General features: G+C 66.0%; 18 protein-coding genes. 2 read left to right on the forward strand and 16 right to left on the reverse strand.

Going from position 1 to position 17,416, the window contains the following annotated elements; genetic code table 11:
• Positions 1-1,070: 1,070 nt before the first annotated feature.
• From IV498_RS13985 to IV498_RS14030, 10 genes are all read right to left on the reverse strand, one after another.
• Positions 1,071-2,198 (reverse strand): ABC transporter ATP-binding protein, encoded by a 1,128-nt coding sequence (locus IV498_RS13985; protein ID WP_269047562.1) that lies wholly within the window; start codon positions 2,196-2,198, stop codon positions 1,071-1,073.
• The gene (locus IV498_RS13990; protein ID WP_269047564.1) at positions 2,195-3,061 is read right to left on the reverse strand and encodes an ABC transporter permease; all 867 of its coding nucleotides are present in this window, start codon (positions 3,059-3,061) and stop codon (positions 2,195-2,197) included. The genes IV498_RS13985 and IV498_RS13990 overlap by 4 nt, the downstream gene beginning before the upstream one ends.
• Entirely contained in the window at positions 3,052-3,918 is an 867-nt protein-coding gene (locus tag IV498_RS13995; RefSeq protein WP_269047566.1) for an ABC transporter permease, read from the reverse strand. Before IV498_RS13995 ends, IV498_RS13990 begins: the two co-directional genes overlap by 10 nt.
• 2 nt (positions 3,919-3,920) lie before the next feature.
• Positions 3,921-5,168 carry an ABC transporter substrate-binding protein gene (locus IV498_RS14000; protein WP_269047567.1) on the reverse strand — a complete coding sequence of 416 codons (1,248 nt, stop codon included), beginning with the start codon at positions 5,166-5,168 and terminating at the stop codon, positions 3,921-3,923.
• Position 5,169: 1 nt separating this feature from the next.
• A complete protein-coding gene (locus tag IV498_RS14005) occupies positions 5,170-6,630 on the reverse strand; it encodes a hypothetical protein (RefSeq protein ID WP_269047568.1) in 1,461 nt (486 codons plus the stop codon).
• 61 nt (positions 6,631-6,691) lie between these two features.
• Complete coding sequence (locus IV498_RS14010) at positions 6,692-7,240, reverse strand: carboxymuconolactone decarboxylase family protein (RefSeq protein ID WP_269047569.1); 549 nt, start codon at positions 7,238-7,240, stop codon at positions 6,692-6,694.
• Positions 7,241-7,315: 75 nt separating this feature from the next.
• Positions 7,316-7,615 (reverse strand): DUF427 domain-containing protein, encoded by a 300-nt coding sequence (locus tag IV498_RS14015; RefSeq protein ID WP_269047570.1) that lies wholly within the window; start codon positions 7,613-7,615, stop codon positions 7,316-7,318.
• Positions 7,612-8,400, reverse strand: coding sequence for a Crp/Fnr family transcriptional regulator (locus tag IV498_RS14020; RefSeq protein WP_269047571.1), 789 nt, complete (start codon positions 8,398-8,400; stop codon positions 7,612-7,614). Before IV498_RS14020 ends, IV498_RS14015 begins: the two co-directional genes overlap by 4 nt.
• Positions 8,397-8,849: a hypothetical protein gene (locus IV498_RS14025; RefSeq protein ID WP_269047572.1), complete on the reverse strand. Its 453-nt coding sequence runs from the start codon at positions 8,847-8,849 to the stop codon at positions 8,397-8,399. Before IV498_RS14025 ends, IV498_RS14020 begins: the two co-directional genes overlap by 4 nt.
• 159 nt (positions 8,850-9,008) lie before the next feature.
• Entirely contained in the window at positions 9,009-9,740 is a 732-nt protein-coding gene (locus tag IV498_RS14030; protein WP_269047574.1) for a class I SAM-dependent methyltransferase, read from the reverse strand.
• Positions 9,741-9,787: 47 nt separating this feature from the next.
• Between IV498_RS14030 and IV498_RS14035 the strand changes: the two genes are divergently transcribed.
• Positions 9,788-11,191: a dihydrolipoyl dehydrogenase family protein gene (locus IV498_RS14035; protein ID WP_442951355.1), complete on the forward strand. Its 1,404-nt coding sequence runs from the start codon at positions 9,788-9,790 to the stop codon at positions 11,189-11,191.
• Here the strand turns inward: IV498_RS14035 and IV498_RS14040 are convergent.
• The 6 genes from IV498_RS14040 to IV498_RS14065 form a co-directional block, all read right to left on the reverse strand.
• On the reverse strand, positions 11,173-11,799 hold the full coding sequence (locus tag IV498_RS14040; protein ID WP_269047576.1) for a CDP-alcohol phosphatidyltransferase family protein: 627 nt from the start codon (positions 11,797-11,799) through the stop codon (positions 11,173-11,175). The two genes, IV498_RS14035 and IV498_RS14040, sit on opposite strands and share 19 nt — an antisense overlap.
• Complete coding sequence (locus tag IV498_RS14045) at positions 11,792-12,463, reverse strand: TVP38/TMEM64 family protein (RefSeq protein WP_269047578.1); 672 nt, start codon at positions 12,461-12,463, stop codon at positions 11,792-11,794. The genes IV498_RS14040 and IV498_RS14045 overlap by 8 nt, the downstream gene beginning before the upstream one ends.
• Positions 12,460-14,307 (reverse strand): glycoside hydrolase family 15 protein, encoded by a 1,848-nt coding sequence (locus IV498_RS14050; protein ID WP_269047580.1) that lies wholly within the window; start codon positions 14,305-14,307, stop codon positions 12,460-12,462. The genes IV498_RS14045 and IV498_RS14050 overlap by 4 nt, the downstream gene beginning before the upstream one ends.
• 18 nt (positions 14,308-14,325) lie before the next feature.
• Positions 14,326-14,472, reverse strand: a complete 147-nt coding sequence (locus IV498_RS14055; RefSeq protein WP_269047582.1) for a hypothetical protein — start codon at positions 14,470-14,472, stop codon at positions 14,326-14,328.
• 473 nt (positions 14,473-14,945) lie between these two features.
• Positions 14,946-15,509 (reverse strand): carboxymuconolactone decarboxylase family protein, encoded by a 564-nt coding sequence (locus IV498_RS14060; RefSeq protein WP_269047584.1) that lies wholly within the window; start codon positions 15,507-15,509, stop codon positions 14,946-14,948.
• 82 nt (positions 15,510-15,591) lie between these two features.
• A complete protein-coding gene (locus IV498_RS14065; protein WP_269047586.1) occupies positions 15,592-16,392 on the reverse strand; it encodes an SDR family NAD(P)-dependent oxidoreductase in 801 nt (266 codons plus the stop codon).
• Positions 16,393-16,540: 148 nt separating this feature from the next.
• Between IV498_RS14065 and IV498_RS14070 the strand changes: the two genes are divergently transcribed.
• Positions 16,541-17,140, forward strand: a complete 600-nt coding sequence (locus tag IV498_RS14070) for a TetR/AcrR family transcriptional regulator (RefSeq protein WP_269047588.1) — start codon at positions 16,541-16,543, stop codon at positions 17,138-17,140.
• Positions 17,141-17,416 lie beyond the last annotated feature (276 nt).

Genomic DNA, 17,416 nt, shown 5'->3' on the forward strand with positions numbered 1-17,416 from the left:
TACGGCAACACCAACCGGGCCGAAATCCGGTTGATCACCTGTGGCGGCTACAACCCCGCCACCAACCTCTACGACGACAACACCGTCGTCTACGCCCACCTCACCAGCCACCACCCCGCCTAACCACCGGGAGCGCGAGCAGCGGCGACGAATACCGCCAACGCCGAAAGTGTCATCGCCGGATGAGCCCGGCAGTGCCGTGAGAGGATGCGACGAAGAAGCCCATGGAGTGCTTCCATCGTTGAAGGGTCCACAGCCGCAGTTCAGCATTCCTCAAGCGGTGGCCAACCAACCATAAACGCAATCCTAAAGAACCATCAGGGGTTTGCTCAGGCAGGTGGGTCCCTGTGACCTGGGTCAGTGAACGGTGACCTGGTGGTGTGCCAGCCGATGGTCCGGTCTATCTGCTTCTTTTACCGGAACATTGACGGCATGGTCTGAAAGTGTGGACAACGGCGTTGTTTCCGGGTTGCCGCTTCGTTGATGACGGATCATTGAGGTGTTGGATTGTCCTGGCGTAATTTTCCCCGTTATCGTCTGCGTGGCTGGTGAGTTTGTTTGTCATATCTTCCATAGCGGTCGCGTCCGCCGTTTCCGCTGTTAGGACCGGATCGTTGAGGCCGGACCGGTCTGCGACTCCCAACAGTGTGCGCCACCACACTCCAGATCCCTTGTCTCCTCCAACGCCTCTGGGTGACTCCGATCAGCCGCCTCGTCGTGGACCCAGACGGCCGCCCGCACAGGCTGCGCGGCACTACCCCGTTCTAGGCAAGCAAATGTGGTGTAGAGGGGGTCGCTCTCGTCGCCGAGGTCCGTGACGCTGGTGCGGCGGGGGGCCCGGCAAGATGGGATCCGGGACGCATCTGCAGCTACTTCTAAATCCGGCTGCAGCTCAATACCCATCCAATTCGGCGGCATTCCGATCAACACGAGGAAGGCATTGGGCACGGAGCCGCCCGGCGGAATACCTGACAGCTTCAAGGGCCGAAAAGCCGGGGCAATGCTCTGGATCCCGTCTGCGCGAAGCCTCGGCTCTTGGCATTCTGCCCGGGGGCGGAGTTCCGGATGGTTTAGTTGTCGGCGGTGGCCAGGGTACCCCGGCCCTGCGATGTGATCGGGGGTCTTGTCTCGGCGCCCGGGAACGTGTGGGCGGTGTCTGGATCGTCTACGACCGCGAGCGCGGACGTCGGGATTTTTAGTCTGACGCTGTCGCCTTCGGCAAGGGCACGGCCCAACGGGACCTCGGCACGCAACAGGACCCCGGCCGCATCCAAACGTACCAGCCGGCGGGGGCCCAGGGCCCGCAACCCCGAAACCGTGGCGTGGAGTCCGGGGCCGTCCCAAGGGCCGACTTCAATGCTCTCCTGGCGCACGAGCAGCATCCCTGGTCCGGGCTGCCAGGTGGTGTCGTCGGGCAGCCGCAGCGCACCGAGCGCGGAGTGGTGGCATCCCTTACGTACCGTGCCCGCAATTTCGTTGGCGCCGCCCATCAGCCGGCTGGCTTCCAGCGAGGATGGACGTGAGTACATTAGTTCAACGCTGTCGTGCTGGAGCATCCGGCCGCCGCTGAACAGGGCAATCCTCTCGGCCACCGCAGCTGCCTCGCTGCGGTCATGGGTGACCATGAGGATGGTGGGGTTCAAGGTGCGCCGCAGCTGGGCCAGCAGGTCATGCATCACAGAGCGCAGCTCCGGATCTAATGCGCTGAACGGCTCGTCCAGAAGCAGAACGGCCGGTCTGGCCGCCAGGGCACGGGCGATGGCGACCCGTTGTGCTTGACCACCGGAGAGCGCCACTACCGGGCGCGGGCCGAACCCTGCCAGTTGGACGAGTTCGAGGAAGCCGGCAGCATCGGCTCGTGCCACCCTTTTGGGAATTCCGCGCACGGTGCCGGCGAAAGCAACATTGTCCAGGACGTTCAGGTGGGGAAAGAGCAGCGGACGCTGTTGGACCATGGCCATGCCCCTGCGTTCGGGCCTGACCCCGGCCATGTCCCGGCCGCCGACCAGAACCCGGCCCGTATCGGGACGCTCAAGGCCGGCGATGGCGCGCAGCAGGGTGCTCTTCCCGGCACCGGAAGGCCCGAGCAGCGCAGTGCACGTGCCTGCATCAACGCTCAGGTTGACGTCCTCCAGGACGGGTCCGCCCGTGCCCGGGAATGTTTTGGACAGGCCCTCCAATGTGACGGCGCCGATCACGGCCGGCCCCCGGTTGGGCGGCGGCCGAAGAGGCCCAGACCCAGCAACAGGACCAGCGGCGGCAGCAGGGCCGCGGCGGAGAGCAACGCGACGGTGGCGTCGTTGCCGGTGCCCGCGGCCGCGGAAGCCACCAACACGGGGACGGTAACGATCGTGCCACCACCGACGAGCACGGTGATGACGTAGTCGCTCCAGCCGACAAGGAAGGCAAGGAAGGCTGCCCGTGCCAGAGCCGGCGCCAGCAGTGGCAGCTGCACCCGCCAGGTAACCTGCCATGGCGAGGCGCCGAGGAGGCGGGCTTCCTCCTCGATGGCGAGGTCGTGTGCCCCGTAGGCGACGCGCATGGTGTAGCTCGTATAGGGCAAGGCATACACCGACAACAGAAGTACGACCCCGGCAAAGGGGGGAACCTGCAGGCGCAACAGCAGCACGTTCAGTCCCAAGGCGGCAACGAATGCCGGCAGGGCGAGCGGGGCGAAGAGCAGGACGTTCACGACTGGGGCATAGGGGACCCTGTGGTAGGCCAGGGCGCGGGCGGCAAGAACACCAAGGGGCGTGGCGACTGCGCTGACCAGCAGCCCCAGAAGCAGGGAGTGGCCGAAGGCCGGCACTGCTCCCTGTGCGAGGGCGGTTCGGACTCCGTCCCAGCCCCAGGCCTGCGGCAGCACAGCGGGAAAGGACCAGCGGTCGGCGAAGGCCCACAGGGCCAGGGGCACGAGAGGTAGGGCAAACCAGAGTGCTAGGGCCATGGCCAGCAGGATCCTGAGTGTGCGGGCGATGCCATGGGAGGCCCTCAGCCCGTTTCCGGGCTGGACGGGCCAGGAGAGGGGGGTCCGGGAATCGGGTGGGAGGGTCAGCGCCACAGTGGGCTCCTGTTCAGGTAGGTCAAGGCGGTGGCCACGGCGCCAAAGGACAGTATGGTGGTCACGATGGCCACTGCCGCGGCCTCGGGCCTGGCGGTGAGTGTTGCGGCGTTGAACAGGCGCAGCGCCATGACGGGCAGGGGTTCCGGATAAACCCGGCCCAGCAGCCATGCCACTTCGTAGGAACCGAGGCTGTAGACGAAGACTATGGTGGCGGAGATGGTCAGTGTGGGCAGGCTGAGGGGGATGAGAATGTGCCGGAGGCGCCTGAGCCGGCCGGCGCCAAGCAGCGTGGCCGTTTCGTCGTAGCTGACCGCCCGAGTGGCGAGGGTCCCGGTGACCACCAGGGCCACGAAGGCTGATTCCTTCCATCCGTATTCTGCGACGACGCCGATCCACCAGGGTCCGCCCACCAGTTCCGGCCATGACCCGCCGGTGTTGAACAGGCGGGAGAGCAGCCCTGAGTCGGCCAGCAGCAAGGAAACGGAGGCGGCGCCGACGATGTGCGGCACGGGAATGGTCAGGGTGCCCAGGGCGGCGACGAGCTTTCCACACCACCTGCCCTGGACGATGACCAGCGCTGCGGTGAAGCCTACGAGGCAGGCCACCACGGTCGATGCCGCCGCTATCGCCAGGGAAAGGCCGATCCCCACCGGCAGGTCACCGGCCTGGGCTGCATACGCCGCCACCGTCAGGGAAGGCGGGCCCACCAGGGGGAACAGGCCCAGGCTCTGGGCGAGGGCCGTGGCCATTCCCCCGACGACGACGAAGGCGGCAATGAGGACTGCGGGGGCTGCCATCAGCGTACCGGGAAGCCAGGAACGTCCGCCCACGGACGCCGGTGGGGCCATGTCCATCCTCACCGGCCTGCCAGGACCAGTCGGCGCCAGGCGTCGTCGAGCGCCGGCACCCAGGCGGCCGAGAGTTCCGGGTTGGCGTTGTGGGAAAGCACATCGTAGGACGGCACGACGGGGGACTGCGGGAGCTTCTCGAACAGTGCTCGCTGGGCAGCGTCCAACCGGGCGGTGTCCAACACGGTGTACTGGCCCCAGACGCGGGGGTCGGCCTTGGCGGCCTGCTGCTGCGGTGACAGCGCCAGATTCGCGACCACCATGGCGCCTGCCTGGTGGCCGGACGTTGCGGGTATGGCCAGGAAGCTGGCGTTGCCGACCGTGCCTTCTGTCAGTGTCAGCACCTTGGTGGCGGCAGGATAGGTGCCGTGGGCGACGAGTTTGGTCAGTTCGGCCGGCCCGTAGGTCATGGTGAAGTCCACCTGGCCGCCGGCGTAGAGGGCGTTGAGTTCAGCGGAGGTCTTGGGGTACGTCTTTCCCTGGCGCCAGAGCGAGGGGGCCAGTTCCTTGAGCCTGCCGTACAGGGCGGGGGTGATCCGGTCGAAGGTTTTTTGGTCAAAGCGAAGCGGCACATTCTTGTACCCGCCGGAGACGCTGTCGAGTACTTCCCGGGTAAAGACGGATCCGGTGAAATCGGGTGGCGCGGGGTAGGTGAAGCGGCCGGGGTGTTTTTGTGCCCAGTCCAGCAGCCCGGCCAGGGTGTGGGGCGGCTCGGAGACGGTGGCGGAGTTATAGGCGATGGTGAACTGCGCCTTGTTCCACGGTGCCTCGCAGCCCTGGACCGGGGTTCCGAAGTCGTTGGCCAGCAGGGGGTCGGTGGGGTTGGTCAGCACCATGTTTGGCAGCAGCGACGTCCAGCCGCATGACCAGGCGCCGGCCTGCTTGCCGGTGCCGAAGTTGTCCCCGTTGACCCAGACCAAATCGACGTTGCCGTCCCGGGTGCCGGCCTGAATCTCGGTCAGGACACGGTTCAGGGCGTCCTTGGTGTCGGCGACGGGAACGCGCTGAAGCGTGACCCCCAACGTGGCTGCACCGGGGATCAAGGTCTTGTCCACGTAGGCGTTGCCCTGTTCGTCCCCGCCGTACATCCACAGCCGCACCGTCTGGCCCTTCGCGGCAGCGGTTACCTGGTCCCAGCTGTCAAAACCCTGCTGCGCCGGTGCCGGAGCACTGCAGGCGCTAAAGGCCAACAGGGCCGCGGCAGCGCTTGCGATGATGGAGCCGAACCGGACGCTGCGGGAGCTGGACCTTCGCATGTCAGCTTTTCCGTGTGCGCGGGCGGGCCGGGTCGGCGGCCGCATCCGTGAAGGCAGGAGGGTGCGTGAGGGGCCTGATGGGGAGCATTTTGCGTAATCCGATGTTTTCGCCAGCGTCCAGGACTGAGTGCTGGACGCAGGCGGGCACCAGTGCCCCGGTTTCCGGGTGGCTCATGGTGTACATGCAGGCGCCGAGGCGCTCCTGGGTTTCCTTGATTTTCGGGTCATCACTGGCCCCGCCTTGCTCCATCAGTGCCCAAGCCGGGGCGACGTCGGTGGCATCCATGAAATTGTGCACCACAAACGTCTTGAAGGACAGGCGGCGCTTCCAGGCCGCGGACGCTACGGTCCGCAGCCCGCCCGCCCGGCGCATCAGGCGCAGAGCGAAGGAGAGGAGGTGGGGAATGTCGCCCGGGTGGCCCAGGAGCGCCCGCAGTATTTTAGCGGCCACAATCCAGGTGGGGGTGCTCCCAAAAATCATGCCGCCAAAGTGCGCCAGGGCTCTGTCGCGGGCGGCAAGGTCCCTGGGGTCATCCGGGTCCAGCAGGGCGGCGCTGCGGGTTCCGGCGGTGACGGTGACAGCGGTCCTGTTGCAGCGGGGGTCCCCGAACTGGGTGCCCTGCCACGGGATGGTATGTCCGGCGCCGGCCTCGATGCGGGACCACACGGCGTCGATGGAGACGGCGTCGAATCCTCCGGACCACCTGCGGTCATCGCCGATGTAGGCCGCGGGCTGGAAGGAGAGCATGTCGTACGGCATGTCCAACACGGCTTGGGCCACCTCGGTGACTTGGTCGAGGTTGGCCGGGGTGACGGTCATGTTGTGGGCAATGTAGGAACGGACGCCGTGATCGCGTTTAAGGGCCACGAACATGTCGGCGAACCGTGCCCGGAACGGGTTTAGTTCGGCTTCGCTGTGGGGGCGCACGGCGCCTCGTCGTCCGCGCATCATGGAATCAAAGTGGGCGGCGAAGGACACCTTGTTAAAGCGGGGTTTTCCGTCCGGGCTCAGTACCACGTCGAGCAGGTATTGGTAATCGAAGTCGCCGTGGGTCATGGACATGGGTTCCCGGCCGTTGGCCCGCATGGCCAGCAATGCGGCGGCGTGGTCCTCGGCGGGGAGCAGGCTGACTTCCCCGCCGATCAACTGCGCATGGGCGCGGGGGCCACGGAGGCTGCGGAGGTACTCCATCTGTTCGGTAACCCCTTTGATGGTGTGGGCGCCGTCGATCCTGACCTTATTCGCGTCGGCCGAGTGGTAGCAGGGTGAGCAGGTGAGGTTGCATTTGGGGAAGACGCCGTGCGTGCCTTCGCACCCGACGGCGGCCCGCCCCAGGAGCTGGCCGGCAGTTTTGGCGTGGTCCGGCAGCTGCGCCCAGCGTCGCTCCAACGCAGTCTTACTCTCGGGCTGGATTGGCCTGGTGGCTATTTCGACGCCTCGGAGGAGGGCTGCGATCTTCATGGTGGTCCTCTAGGTCATGCTGCGGATGCGGGATGGAGGCGGATGGTGGTCCGGTTCCCTGTTAGGCGGGCAGTTCCGGTGCCGCCGGGAGGTCCAGCTCGGTGCCGGCGTAGTGGTTGAAGTAATTGGTGAACAGGTTGGTCGCGATGTGGGCAAAAGTCTCGGCGAGTTCCTCGGCACTCCAGCCCGCGGCGAGGGCCGCATGCCAGGTCGCTTCCCGGACGTTTCCGGTGTTGGCTGCGGCCTCACGGGCGACGGCGGTGATGGTGTCGATCTTGTCGTCGAAGTCCACTTCGCCGGCACGGATGGCAAGGATCTGCCGGTCGTCAAAGCCCGACCGGCGTCCCGAGAGGGTGTGTGCGGCCTGGCAGTAGTCGCAGCCGTTCTGGTTTCCGACGGCCAGGGCGATGGCCTCGCGGGTGCGGGCGTCAAAGCTGCCGTGTGCCGCGATGGCGGCGGACATCCCCTCGTAGGAGGCGATCACGGCCGGTGAGTGCGCCATCCCGGCATGGATATTGAGCAGCTTGCCCATTTTCTGTTCGAGTTTGCGGGCGGTCTCTTGGGAGGCGTCGGGTGCTGTTGCAACGGTGTCGGCGGGAATGCGTGACATGCGGGTACTCTCTTATCTTCGTATTACCGGACAAAGCTGTGGGGCACGCGAAAGCAGTGCCGCGGACGTGGACGGTCAGGGGCGTTCGTCGCTGATGATGACACCGCTGCCGGGGGCGAAGGCAACATGGCCTTTGATCATCCGGGCCAGTGGTGACGGGCGGGGGTAGGACCAGGCAGCGTTCGATGCCCGGTGGCCCCCGGCGCGGACGTGGTGGTAGCGGGCAACACCCTTCCAGAAGCACAGTGTCCGGACCCAGCTGTTTTGAAGTGTGTCCGGTACCAGCGAATCTGCGGGGAAGTAGTGGTTGCCCTCCAGATACACCGTCCGCTCTGAGCGGGCGATCACCTGACCGTGGAAACTGGCCGTCGTCATGATGAGCTCCGGGCCAGTTTGGACAGGATGTCGCGGTCCTGGATGACGATGCGCCCGCGGCCCTGACGGATAGCCTTCCTGGCCGTGAGGTCACCCATGATCTTACTGGTCGCCTCCCGGGAGGCGCCCAAGAGACCCGCGAGCTGTGCGTGGGTCAGGTGGATGGTCCGGGCCTGCCCGAAGCGCGGCGGCCCCGCGGCGTCACCGAGTTTAAGCAGGGTGGATGCCACCTGGGCGGCCAGCGGTCGCAGCGCCAGGTCGGTGAGGCGTTCTTCGAGCCGGGCGACCTGCTCGCCCAGGAGCCGGGAGATGCGGATAGCGATGCGCGGATCCGAAAGCAGGAACCGTTCCACCTCCTCCATGCTGAGCTGGCAGATCGCAGAGTCCTCGATGGCTTCGGCGTAGTTGTCATACATCCGCTGGCCCACGAGCATCATTTCCCCGAACACAGCGCCCGGTTCCAGGATGGCCATCGTCAGGGCCTTGCCATCCTCGGCGACCCGGAAGACGCGGACCCGGCCGGATTTGAGGATGAACAGCGCCTTGACGGGCTGGCTCTGGCTGAACAGCAACTCCCCCTGGCGGAACAGCCGGGCCGGCGCCATCAGGTCCATGGCCGCAATCTCCTGCTCGCTCAGACCGGCGAACAGATCAACTTCGTTCAAACAACTAAACGGGTCAGCAGGTCCTGCCATCAGCGGGTCGGCCTCTCGTTGCTGTGGGGCCCACGGTTGCAGGTCTCCGGAGACGGTGGCCGCCACATCGACCCGGCAGGAATCTGTCATGCCTGGCTCTTAAGGACGCGGACCGCCACCAGTCCCAGAATAACGCCATAGACCATGTGCCCGATCACGCTCAACGCCGCGGTGAGGTCAACAGCGAACAGGGGCATACCCATCATAACCGGCATGATCATCAACGGGCCCAAGACCCACCAGATGGCCCCGTAACCGAGCCCGATGAGCGCCCCGCGGCCATACCCCGTGAGGAGCCGGTTGCCGAACAGCACCGTCAGACCCAGCCCGATCAGCACCGAAATCATCAGGTGAACGCCGAACCCGACCACGGCCGAACTGGAGCCGACCATGGACGCAATGACGGGCAGTATGCCCGTCATTGCCATGAGAATCCCGAACACAATAGCGCCGGCGATCCCCCCGGCCACCCCCGCGACAACGCTCCGTCCAATACCGGTGCCGGATGTGGGCCGTGAAAGAGTTGACGCAGAGGCCATGACGGTAACCTTCCATGGAAGAGGTTTTGCTGACATCTTCAAAGGTAGGTCCGGCCCATGATGCCGTTCAGTAATCTGCACTACACAGCAAAAACGTAGATGCCGGCAGCTGTGCACTGCGCTCCGGCGGAGCCGGGATGTGAACTCGCTCCGGCTCCTCTATCCGTCGTGCGTCGTCTTCCCGGCCCGGATCTGGAGGTGTCCGCCCCGGGCCGAGGCGCGGACGACGTCGACGCACCGTTCCTCCACGGCCTGCCAGGGGGCGGCGGTGATGTCGGATCCTCCCAACGCGCAGGCCAGCCGCGCCAGCGGAGTGAGCCACCTTGCCCATCCCACCGGGTCCTGCATATCCACGACCCCGACCCGCGCATCCGTGGCCAGCAGCCCGGTCATGTTCGTCCAGGCCTGCTCCCAATCCCCCATCAGGGACAGCGAGTAGGTCGCCAGGGCAGCATCCGAAACCGCGGCTCCCCCGCTATCTTGGATGCGGGCGGAGATTGACCGGGGATCGAGCAGCACCATGTCCGCCTGGATCAGGATCACGTTCTGCCAGCCGCGGGCCTGGGCCCGGCGCCGCGCCCGGCGGAGCATTTCGGCGCTGCGGTCGATGCCGACGATGGTCCCGGAGGTACCAATGCGCTCCTGCAGCAGCGGAAAGTTCAGCCCGGTTCCGCAGCCGATGTCCAGCACCTGCTGGTCCGTTGTGGGGGCCAGGGCGTTGATGCCGAGCACCCGTCCGGCATGATAGAGAGGGTATTCGCCCGAAAGCAGATCGTAAAACGGGGCAAACAGCGTGTATTTATCGCGGATGGCGGGCTCCTTCTGGTTCGTTCCGCCGCAGCGGACGGTCGTGCAGGACCGGACCGGCGGGCGCTTTTGTCTGGCATTCAACGTTACTCAAGAGGAGTCCATCATGGCAGCCGGGAACCGCATCATCGATCTTCTGGTCGTCGGCGGGGGGACCGCCGGAATCGTGCGCCAAAACGGCAGCCGGGTTCGGGGCGCGGACTGTCCTGGTCGAACGGGCCCGCACCGGCGGTGACTGCCTGTGGACCGGATGCGTCCCGTCCAAGACCCTCCTGTCCGCAGCCAAACACGCCGCGACAGCCCGCGCACTGACCGGGCAGTCACCGGAATTCAAGGAAGTACGGGAACGCATCTTCGCCGCGATCAACACCATCGAACCCGTCGACTCCCGTGAAGCACTCGAAGAAGCCGGAGTCCACGTCATCAAGGGCACCCTGACGTTCCGCGCACCCGGGGTGGCCGAGGTCGACGGCGAGCAGATCCGCTTCCGGCAGTCACTGATCGCCACCGGCGGCGCACCGGTGACCACGGGCATCCCGGGATTGGATCCGGACTTTGTGGTGACCACGGATACGGTGTGGGAACTGGAGGCCCTCCCGATCCGGCTGGCCATCCTTGGAGGCGGTCCGGTCGCCTGTGAACTCGGGCAGGCCTTCGCACGCCTGGGATCACAGGTGACCATGGTTGTCCGCTCCCGCATCCTTCCCAAGGAAGACCCTGCTGCGGCCCAGCTCGTGAGAAAGGCTCTTGAGCGCGACGGTGTCCGCCTCCTGGAGCACACCGCCATCGAGAAGGTTGCCGGCACGGACGCAGGATCCCGGATCCGGCTCGGGAACGGCACCACCGTTGAGGCGGACACGGTCCTGCTGGCCATCGGACGCTCGCCACGGACCGCCTGCCTTGGCCTGGAGCGGGTGGGGGTGGACCTTGATGGGGGTGGCCACATCGTCACGGATGCACGGATGATGACCACCAACCCTCTCATCTGGGCCGCGGGGGACGTGACGGCGAACCCGCAGTTCACGCACTTAGCAGGGGTTCACGCCTCCGTGGCGGCCGCCAACGCGGTACTCGGGCTCAAGCGCCGCATCAGCGCCACCGTGCCCCGGGTGACGTACACGTCCCCGGAGGTGGCCGCCGTCGGGCTCACCACCGCCGAGGCCGGCCTGGCGCACCGCGCCCGGACCGTCCAGCACACACACGTCGACCGGGCCGTGACCGAGGACAACACGGACGGGTTCACCCGGCTGATCGTGGACCGACGGGGGAAAATCCTGGGCGGCACCATTGTGGGGCCGCGGGCCGGGGAATCCCTGACTGAGCTGACCCTGGCCGTACAGAACGGGATGACAACCTCTGATATTGCCGGAACGACCCACCCGTACCCGACCTACTCGGACGGCGTGTGGAATGCCGCCGTCGCCGATGTCCGGGAGCGTCTGGCCTCCCCGCTGGTACGCCGGGCCATGACGGGGCTGGTCTGGTTCCGCCGCCGCTGGCTGGACCGTCCGGGGTCTCACCGCATGGACCGGTAGCCGGCAATGATCCGCTGGACGCCGCTGGCCGTCACCAGCAGCGCCCAGACGGAGGCGATCTCCCACGCGACACCCGGGAAGATCAGCCAGAGGCTGTGCACGGCCACGGTCTCAGCGCCCTCGGTCAGCCCGGCCAGGAACGACAACGACCGGCCGTCCCGAAGCTGTTGGCCGGTCTTTTCGGCAATGGAAGAAAACGCCAGGAACGCCGTGCCGTTAATGTAGTAGGCAAAAAGGACCAACAGGAACGGCAGCCACGGGGCACCGAACGCCGCTGTCGCGCCGACCCCGACGCCGACCACCGTTGCGCCGTAACCGACGAAGTCGGCGCAGATGTCCCAGAATCCGCCCCGCCCGGCGTCCTCAGTACCCGTTCGGCGGTTCCGGCGCCGCGCCAGCGGGCCGTCGAGGCCGTCGGCGACCCGGCACAACAACCACGCGGCCAGGGCCGGCAACCACCACTTCCCCGCCGCCAGGGCTGCGCTGGCAAGACCAAGAACCAGGTTCAGGGCCGTCAGCCTGTCGGGGGTGATCCACGGCCGGTCCAGCCAGGCAGCAGCCCGCCCCAGTCCCGGTTCCATTGCCCGGCGCAGCCTGGCATCAAACATCGGCGGCCTTTCCCTTCCGGCGCCGCCGGACCGCGACCACCACCCCGGCCACAGTGAGCACGCCCAGCGCCCCGAGGGCGAGGTCGAGCTGCCATCCCGGCCGGAGGCCGAACGCACCCAGCGCCACGAAACTCACCGTGCCGGGAAGGATGCCGATGGCGGTCCCGAGGACGTAGTGCCACCAGCTGAGGGAGGTCAGCCCGGCCGCATAGTTGATGGCGGTAAACGGAAGCACGGGCACCAGACGGACACCGATCATGGCCGCCAGCCCGCGGCGCCGCAGCAGCTGGTCGACTTTCTCCACCCGCGTCCCGGTGAATTTCTCCACCGCCTCCCGGCCCAGCCAGCGACCCAGCCAGAACGCGGCAACGGAACCCAGCATCGCGCCGACATAGACAACAGCGATACCGCCGCCGAGCCCAAAGACCAGCCCCGCAGCAACTGAGAGAACATTCTTGGGCACCGGAGCCAGCGTCAGCGCGGCGTAGGACACAATGAACGCGGACGGCCCCCACCAGCCCGTGGTGCCGAAATAGCTGCGGATCTCCCCGACCGGCGGGAGCGGAAAAACCAGCACCGCCACGGCAGCGGCAGCCACGAGAAGCAGCAGGATCCCCAGCCGAATCACCGCCCGACGCCGTCTGCCCGGAACGGGACCCGTCACGTGTTTGCCCTGCCGCCGGCGGCAGGGAGCTGGTCTTTGTCCTCTGCCGTGCGGATGGCCCAGGCTGCGTTGACCAGGCCGATATGGCTGAAGGCCTGCGGGAAATTTCCGAGCAGCTCGCTGCTGTCCGGGGCAACCTCTTCGGCAAGCAGGCCCAGATCCGTGGCGAACCCCGCGGCCCGTTCGAAGACGGTCCGGGCGCGCCGGGTCTGTCCGGTCAGTGCCAGGGCATGGGCCAGCCAGAACGTGCACAGCAGGAACGTTCCTTCCTTCCCGGAGAGCCCGTCGTCGGCCTGATGCCGGTACACCAGACCCCGGCTGTCGGTGAGCCGGTCTTCGATGGCGTCGATCGTTGCAAGCATCCGGGGGTCATCGGCGGGCACGAACCCTACGATGGAGAGCATCAGCGCGGACGCGTCCAAGTCTGCGGAGCCGTAGGCCTGGGTGTAGGCACCGGCTGTCTCGTTCCAGCCGTTCACCCGGATCGAGTCGGCGAGCTGGGCCCGGGTCTGTACCCAGTGCGGAACCCGCTCTTCGGCGTTCAGGACCCCGGCGAGGCCGATGGCCCGGTCCACGGCCACCCAACACATCAGCTTTGAATGCAGGTAGTGCCGGGGCGCGCCGCGGACCTCCCAAATGCCCTGATCCGTGGACTGCCAGCGCGATGCTGCCGCGTCGGCTGCATCGGCAAGGAACCGCCGCGTTCCGGGCTCCAAATCGTTCAGATACTCCGGGAGGGTGGCGGCCGCGTCGAGGAGCTCACCGTAGGTATCGAGTTGGCGCTGGTCCCAGGCGCCGTTGCCCACCCGCACCGGGGCGCTTCCGCGCCAGCCCGGAAGGTGGGCCAGTTCGCGCTCGGAAAGGTCCCGTTCCCCGCCGATGCCGTACATGATCTGCAGCTCCTCGCCGTTGCTCAGCCGGCCGGCGGCCGCCGTCGCGAGGAACTGGAAAAATTTCCCGGCCTCATCCGGACAGGCGGCCACCCACAGCGCCTGCAGGGTCATGCTGGCGTCCCGGATCCAGGTGTACCGGTAGTCCCAGTTCCGGGTACCGCCGGCGACCTCGGGCAGGGACGTCGTCGGGGCTGCGACGATCGCGCCGGTCGGATAGAACGTCAGGGCCTGCAGGACCCGGCCGCTGGAAGCGACCAGGTCCTGCCAGGGCCCGTCGTAGCTCTGATGCATCTGCGACCAGCTGCCCCAGCCCTCCAGCGTGTCCTCAATCCGGCGCGCGATATCTTCCTGGCTCCAGAACGCCGGCGGTAACGGCCCGGCCATCCGGTGGTGAAGGGCGAATCCCAGAACGTCTCCGGTACGGAGAACCAGCTTCGCCCGCGCTTCACCACCATCGAGGTCGAAGGAGGCCGTGGTGGAGAAGGCCAGCACATCGGCCCCGCCGTAGACTAAGATTCCGCCGGCTGTGCCCTGAAGGAGCGGCCGGACGAGGCCGTACTCCGGCCGCGGCGCGAAAGTCACCTCCATCTCGACTTCTCCGTCGACACAGGCCACCTGCCGCAGTAACGTTCCGGGAGCCCCGGCACCGAGTTCGTGGCCCCGGTTCCCCTCTCCCAGGACCAGGGCATCGGTCACTGTCACCGTCCCGTCCGCCGTGGTGTGGACCGTTTCAAGCACCATCGTCGGTCCGAGGTACCGCCGGGTTGAGAAGTGTGGGGCCGCGGGCCGGATTGACCAGAATCCCGCGTCCTCGCCCAGGATCCGTCCGAAAACTGAGGGGCTGTCAAAACGGGGGAAACACAGCCAGTCCACCGAACCCGCCGCGCTCACCAGAGCGGCGGAGTGGCAATCGGAGAGCAGGGCGTAGTTGGCGATGGGTTCACTGGTCATTGGTACACCCTGCCTGATTCATTCAAGACGGTCCAGCGCGTCTTCGATGGCGCGGTGGAACGTCGGGTAAGCGTAGATCATCCGCCGCAGCACGCTGACCGGGATCCTGGCATGAACGGCAAGGGTCAGGGCCGAGAGGACCTCTCCCCCGGCAGGGGGAGGCATCCACGCGGACATCGTCGATCACGGTCTTCTCATTCAGGTCTGGGCCGAGGCAGTCATCGGTCCGGACCTGAATAGTATTGCGGCCGGAACGCTCGCCGGACTTGGGGAACTCTTCGTCGATTACTCGACCTGGTAAACCCCGTCCAGGGGGGGGCACGCCCCCCGGAGGCTTCGTCCCCCGCGGGGGAAGTAGGCTCCGGCCATGTTGGGGGCGTGCCAAGACTTCATCGTCCAATCCGCGCTGCTACCGAGCTTAGACGCCGAGGAATACCTCGCCAGGCTCGGCGCGATCGCGTCCGTCTGACGGCCAGAACGGTTCCCCGTTCTCCACGGGACGGGGCGGAGTTCGGGCCGTCGACGGCCGGCCCTCTTGATCTCTCAAGCGGGCCTTACCTTCGCCGGGTGTCTACTCCGGTAACTGAACGACTGATTCGTTGCGGGCGGCCTCCCTTGGCAGAGGCGTTGCAGCGACGTTAGGCCGTTGCGGCTGCTCCGTGCCAAGCGTACTTCTCGAACGGCGCGTCGACGGGCGTTTGTGCCAGGTGGTTGGTGTAGTTGGACATCACTTTCTGCGTGACGCCGAGGACGACTTCGAGGACCTGGCGTTTGGTGAAGCCCGCATCCAGGAAGGCCTGCACGGCGTCGTCGCCCACGTTTCCTCGCTCGCGCACCATACCCAGGGTGAAGGTGCGCAGGGCCTCCAAGCGGGCGTTGGGCAAAGGCGTTTCATTGCGCAGCGCTTCGGTGATTGAATCGTCCACCTTCATGGATTTTGCAATACCGGTATGGGCCGGAACACAGTAGGTGCAGGCGTGTTCAACGTTAACCGTCTGCCAGACGACAGTCAGTTCATCCTTGTCGAAGCTTGAGTTAAGGAACAGCTGATGCACCAGCTGATAACCCTCGAGCAGGCCGGGCGCCTCGGCCATGGTCGCGTGCAGCCCCGGGATCCTCCCGTTCTGCTTCTTCGACTTGGCGAGCAGCGCTTTGCTGGCTTCGGGTGCTGTGTCTTCGTCGTGCCGTTGGAAGTCAATCATGGGTGTCTCCAGTTCAGTCGTGGCCGGCCATTTCCGACCATTGGTTGAGGGAATCTTCGAAGAGCCTCTGGTAAATCGCCGGTCAGATACTGTTGTGGTCCTTGACCGCGACTTCCAGCTCGCCCAGTCCCGGGGCAATCGCGGCATCGACCGCAAGCGGGTCGGTGACGTTAAGCTGCTGCATACCTCGGCCTTCCTCGGGGGTGGCGTTGATTTCGTGATCGCCCGCTGCGAGCCCGGTCATCACGTCGGCCACGACGTCGGCCACTGGCCGGCGCTCCCAGTCGGCGTTCTGGGTGCTCATCATTGCCGTGTCCGTAGCGCCCGGGTAGACGGTGGCGACGTGCACGCCGGTGCCGTGCAGTTCGCGCCGCAAAGATTCGCCGAAGGCGGCCAGGCCGGACTTCGTGGCTGCGTACACGGCGTAGAACGGCATACCCACCAGTGCGATTTCGCTGGAAATGTTCAGCACGAGACTTCCGGTGCCGGCTCCGGAAGTACGCAGCTGCGGCAGGAGGGCCCGGGTCAGCAACAGCGGCGCGGTGAGGTTCAGATCGATCATCGAACGGATATCTGCTCCACTGGACTGCTCCAGTCGGCCAGCCCGGACGTTGCCGGCGTTGTTGACGAGCAAATCCAAGGTGTCCCAGGACTGCACGGACTCAGCCACCAGATCCACAGCACCCGGCTTAGTCAAGTCCTGCGCCAGGATATCGGCACTGCCGCCGGCTGTCTGCACCAGACGCGCCGTCTCCTTTAATGTTTCTTCCTTGCGGCCCACGAGCAGCAGATGGGCCCCCTTGGCGGCGAACTCGAGGGCCAGTGCCTGGCCGATTCCCTGACCTGCGCCGGTGATGATGCCGCGACGGTTTCTGAGATCCACGATAGGGATCCTTCCCGGGTTGAGGTAACGGACCGCAGTGGCGGCCCGGAAGAACGAACTCTTGTTCTGTACCAAACGGTACCATATCATGCAGGGACTTTGTTACTGAGAGGTACCAAATCCTCTCCAAGCGACGTAGACTGGCGGTATGAGCTTGAGTGCGAATGCCGCGATCGGTCGTCCGAGGCTCTTCGATGAGGAAGCTGTTCTCGCCAAGCTGACCGCTCTGTTCTGGCGGCAGGGCTACAGCCAGACGTCGATGACGGAGATCGTGAAGATCAGCGGTGTCCACAAGCCGAGTCTTTATCGCACCTTTGGCACCAAAGAAGAACTTTTCGCGATCGTGTTGCGCCGCTACCTCGCCGAGCGGATCGGGATGTTTACTGCCCTGATCGAACAGGCCGGGCCCGGGATCGGGGGCGTCCACCGGTTCCTGGAGCTGTTCGAAGGAGACGCGATCTCCGAGCGGGGCCGCGACGGGTGCCTGATGGTGATGGCCTCCAACGAGTTGCGTGGCAGCCTGGCCGGCTATGACTTCTCCGCCGATTACCGGCGGCAAATGGGCGAGCAGATCCGCATCCTCCTCGCCCGGGCCCTCCCCGAAGCCGTGCCTGAACTTATCCAGGCACGGACTGACCTGCTTGTGACTTACCTGCTGGGGCTCCAAGTCGTTCTGCGTTCCGGGGCTGACGCCGAGGAAATCCACCGGTACTTCCACGCCGTGCACGTCACCGCCGACACTTGGTGAAGCCCGTGGCGCGCAGCGCGGAACTGCCCCGCCCTTGAACTGCGGTTCCGGTCCGGTGTCGGTGCCCTCAGTTCCGGGACAGCGAATACACCAGTGGCGTTGGTTGCCGTAACGACCTCGCCGCCGCGGTCAAAACTTCCGCAACTCGCTACTCGGAGTGAAGAGTTGACCGCCGGAGCAATGACCACACAGGGCGCATATGAGCACCGGTTTTCGCGGCGGAGTACTTCACCCCGTCCTTTGCAGCCGGCTCTGACTTTTCATGCGCGCTGTTAT

Origin of the sequence: Paenarthrobacter sp. Z7-10 (genome assembly GCF_026932795.1) — a bacterium.
Classification (GTDB): Bacteria; Actinomycetota; Actinomycetes; order Actinomycetales; family Micrococcaceae; genus Arthrobacter_M.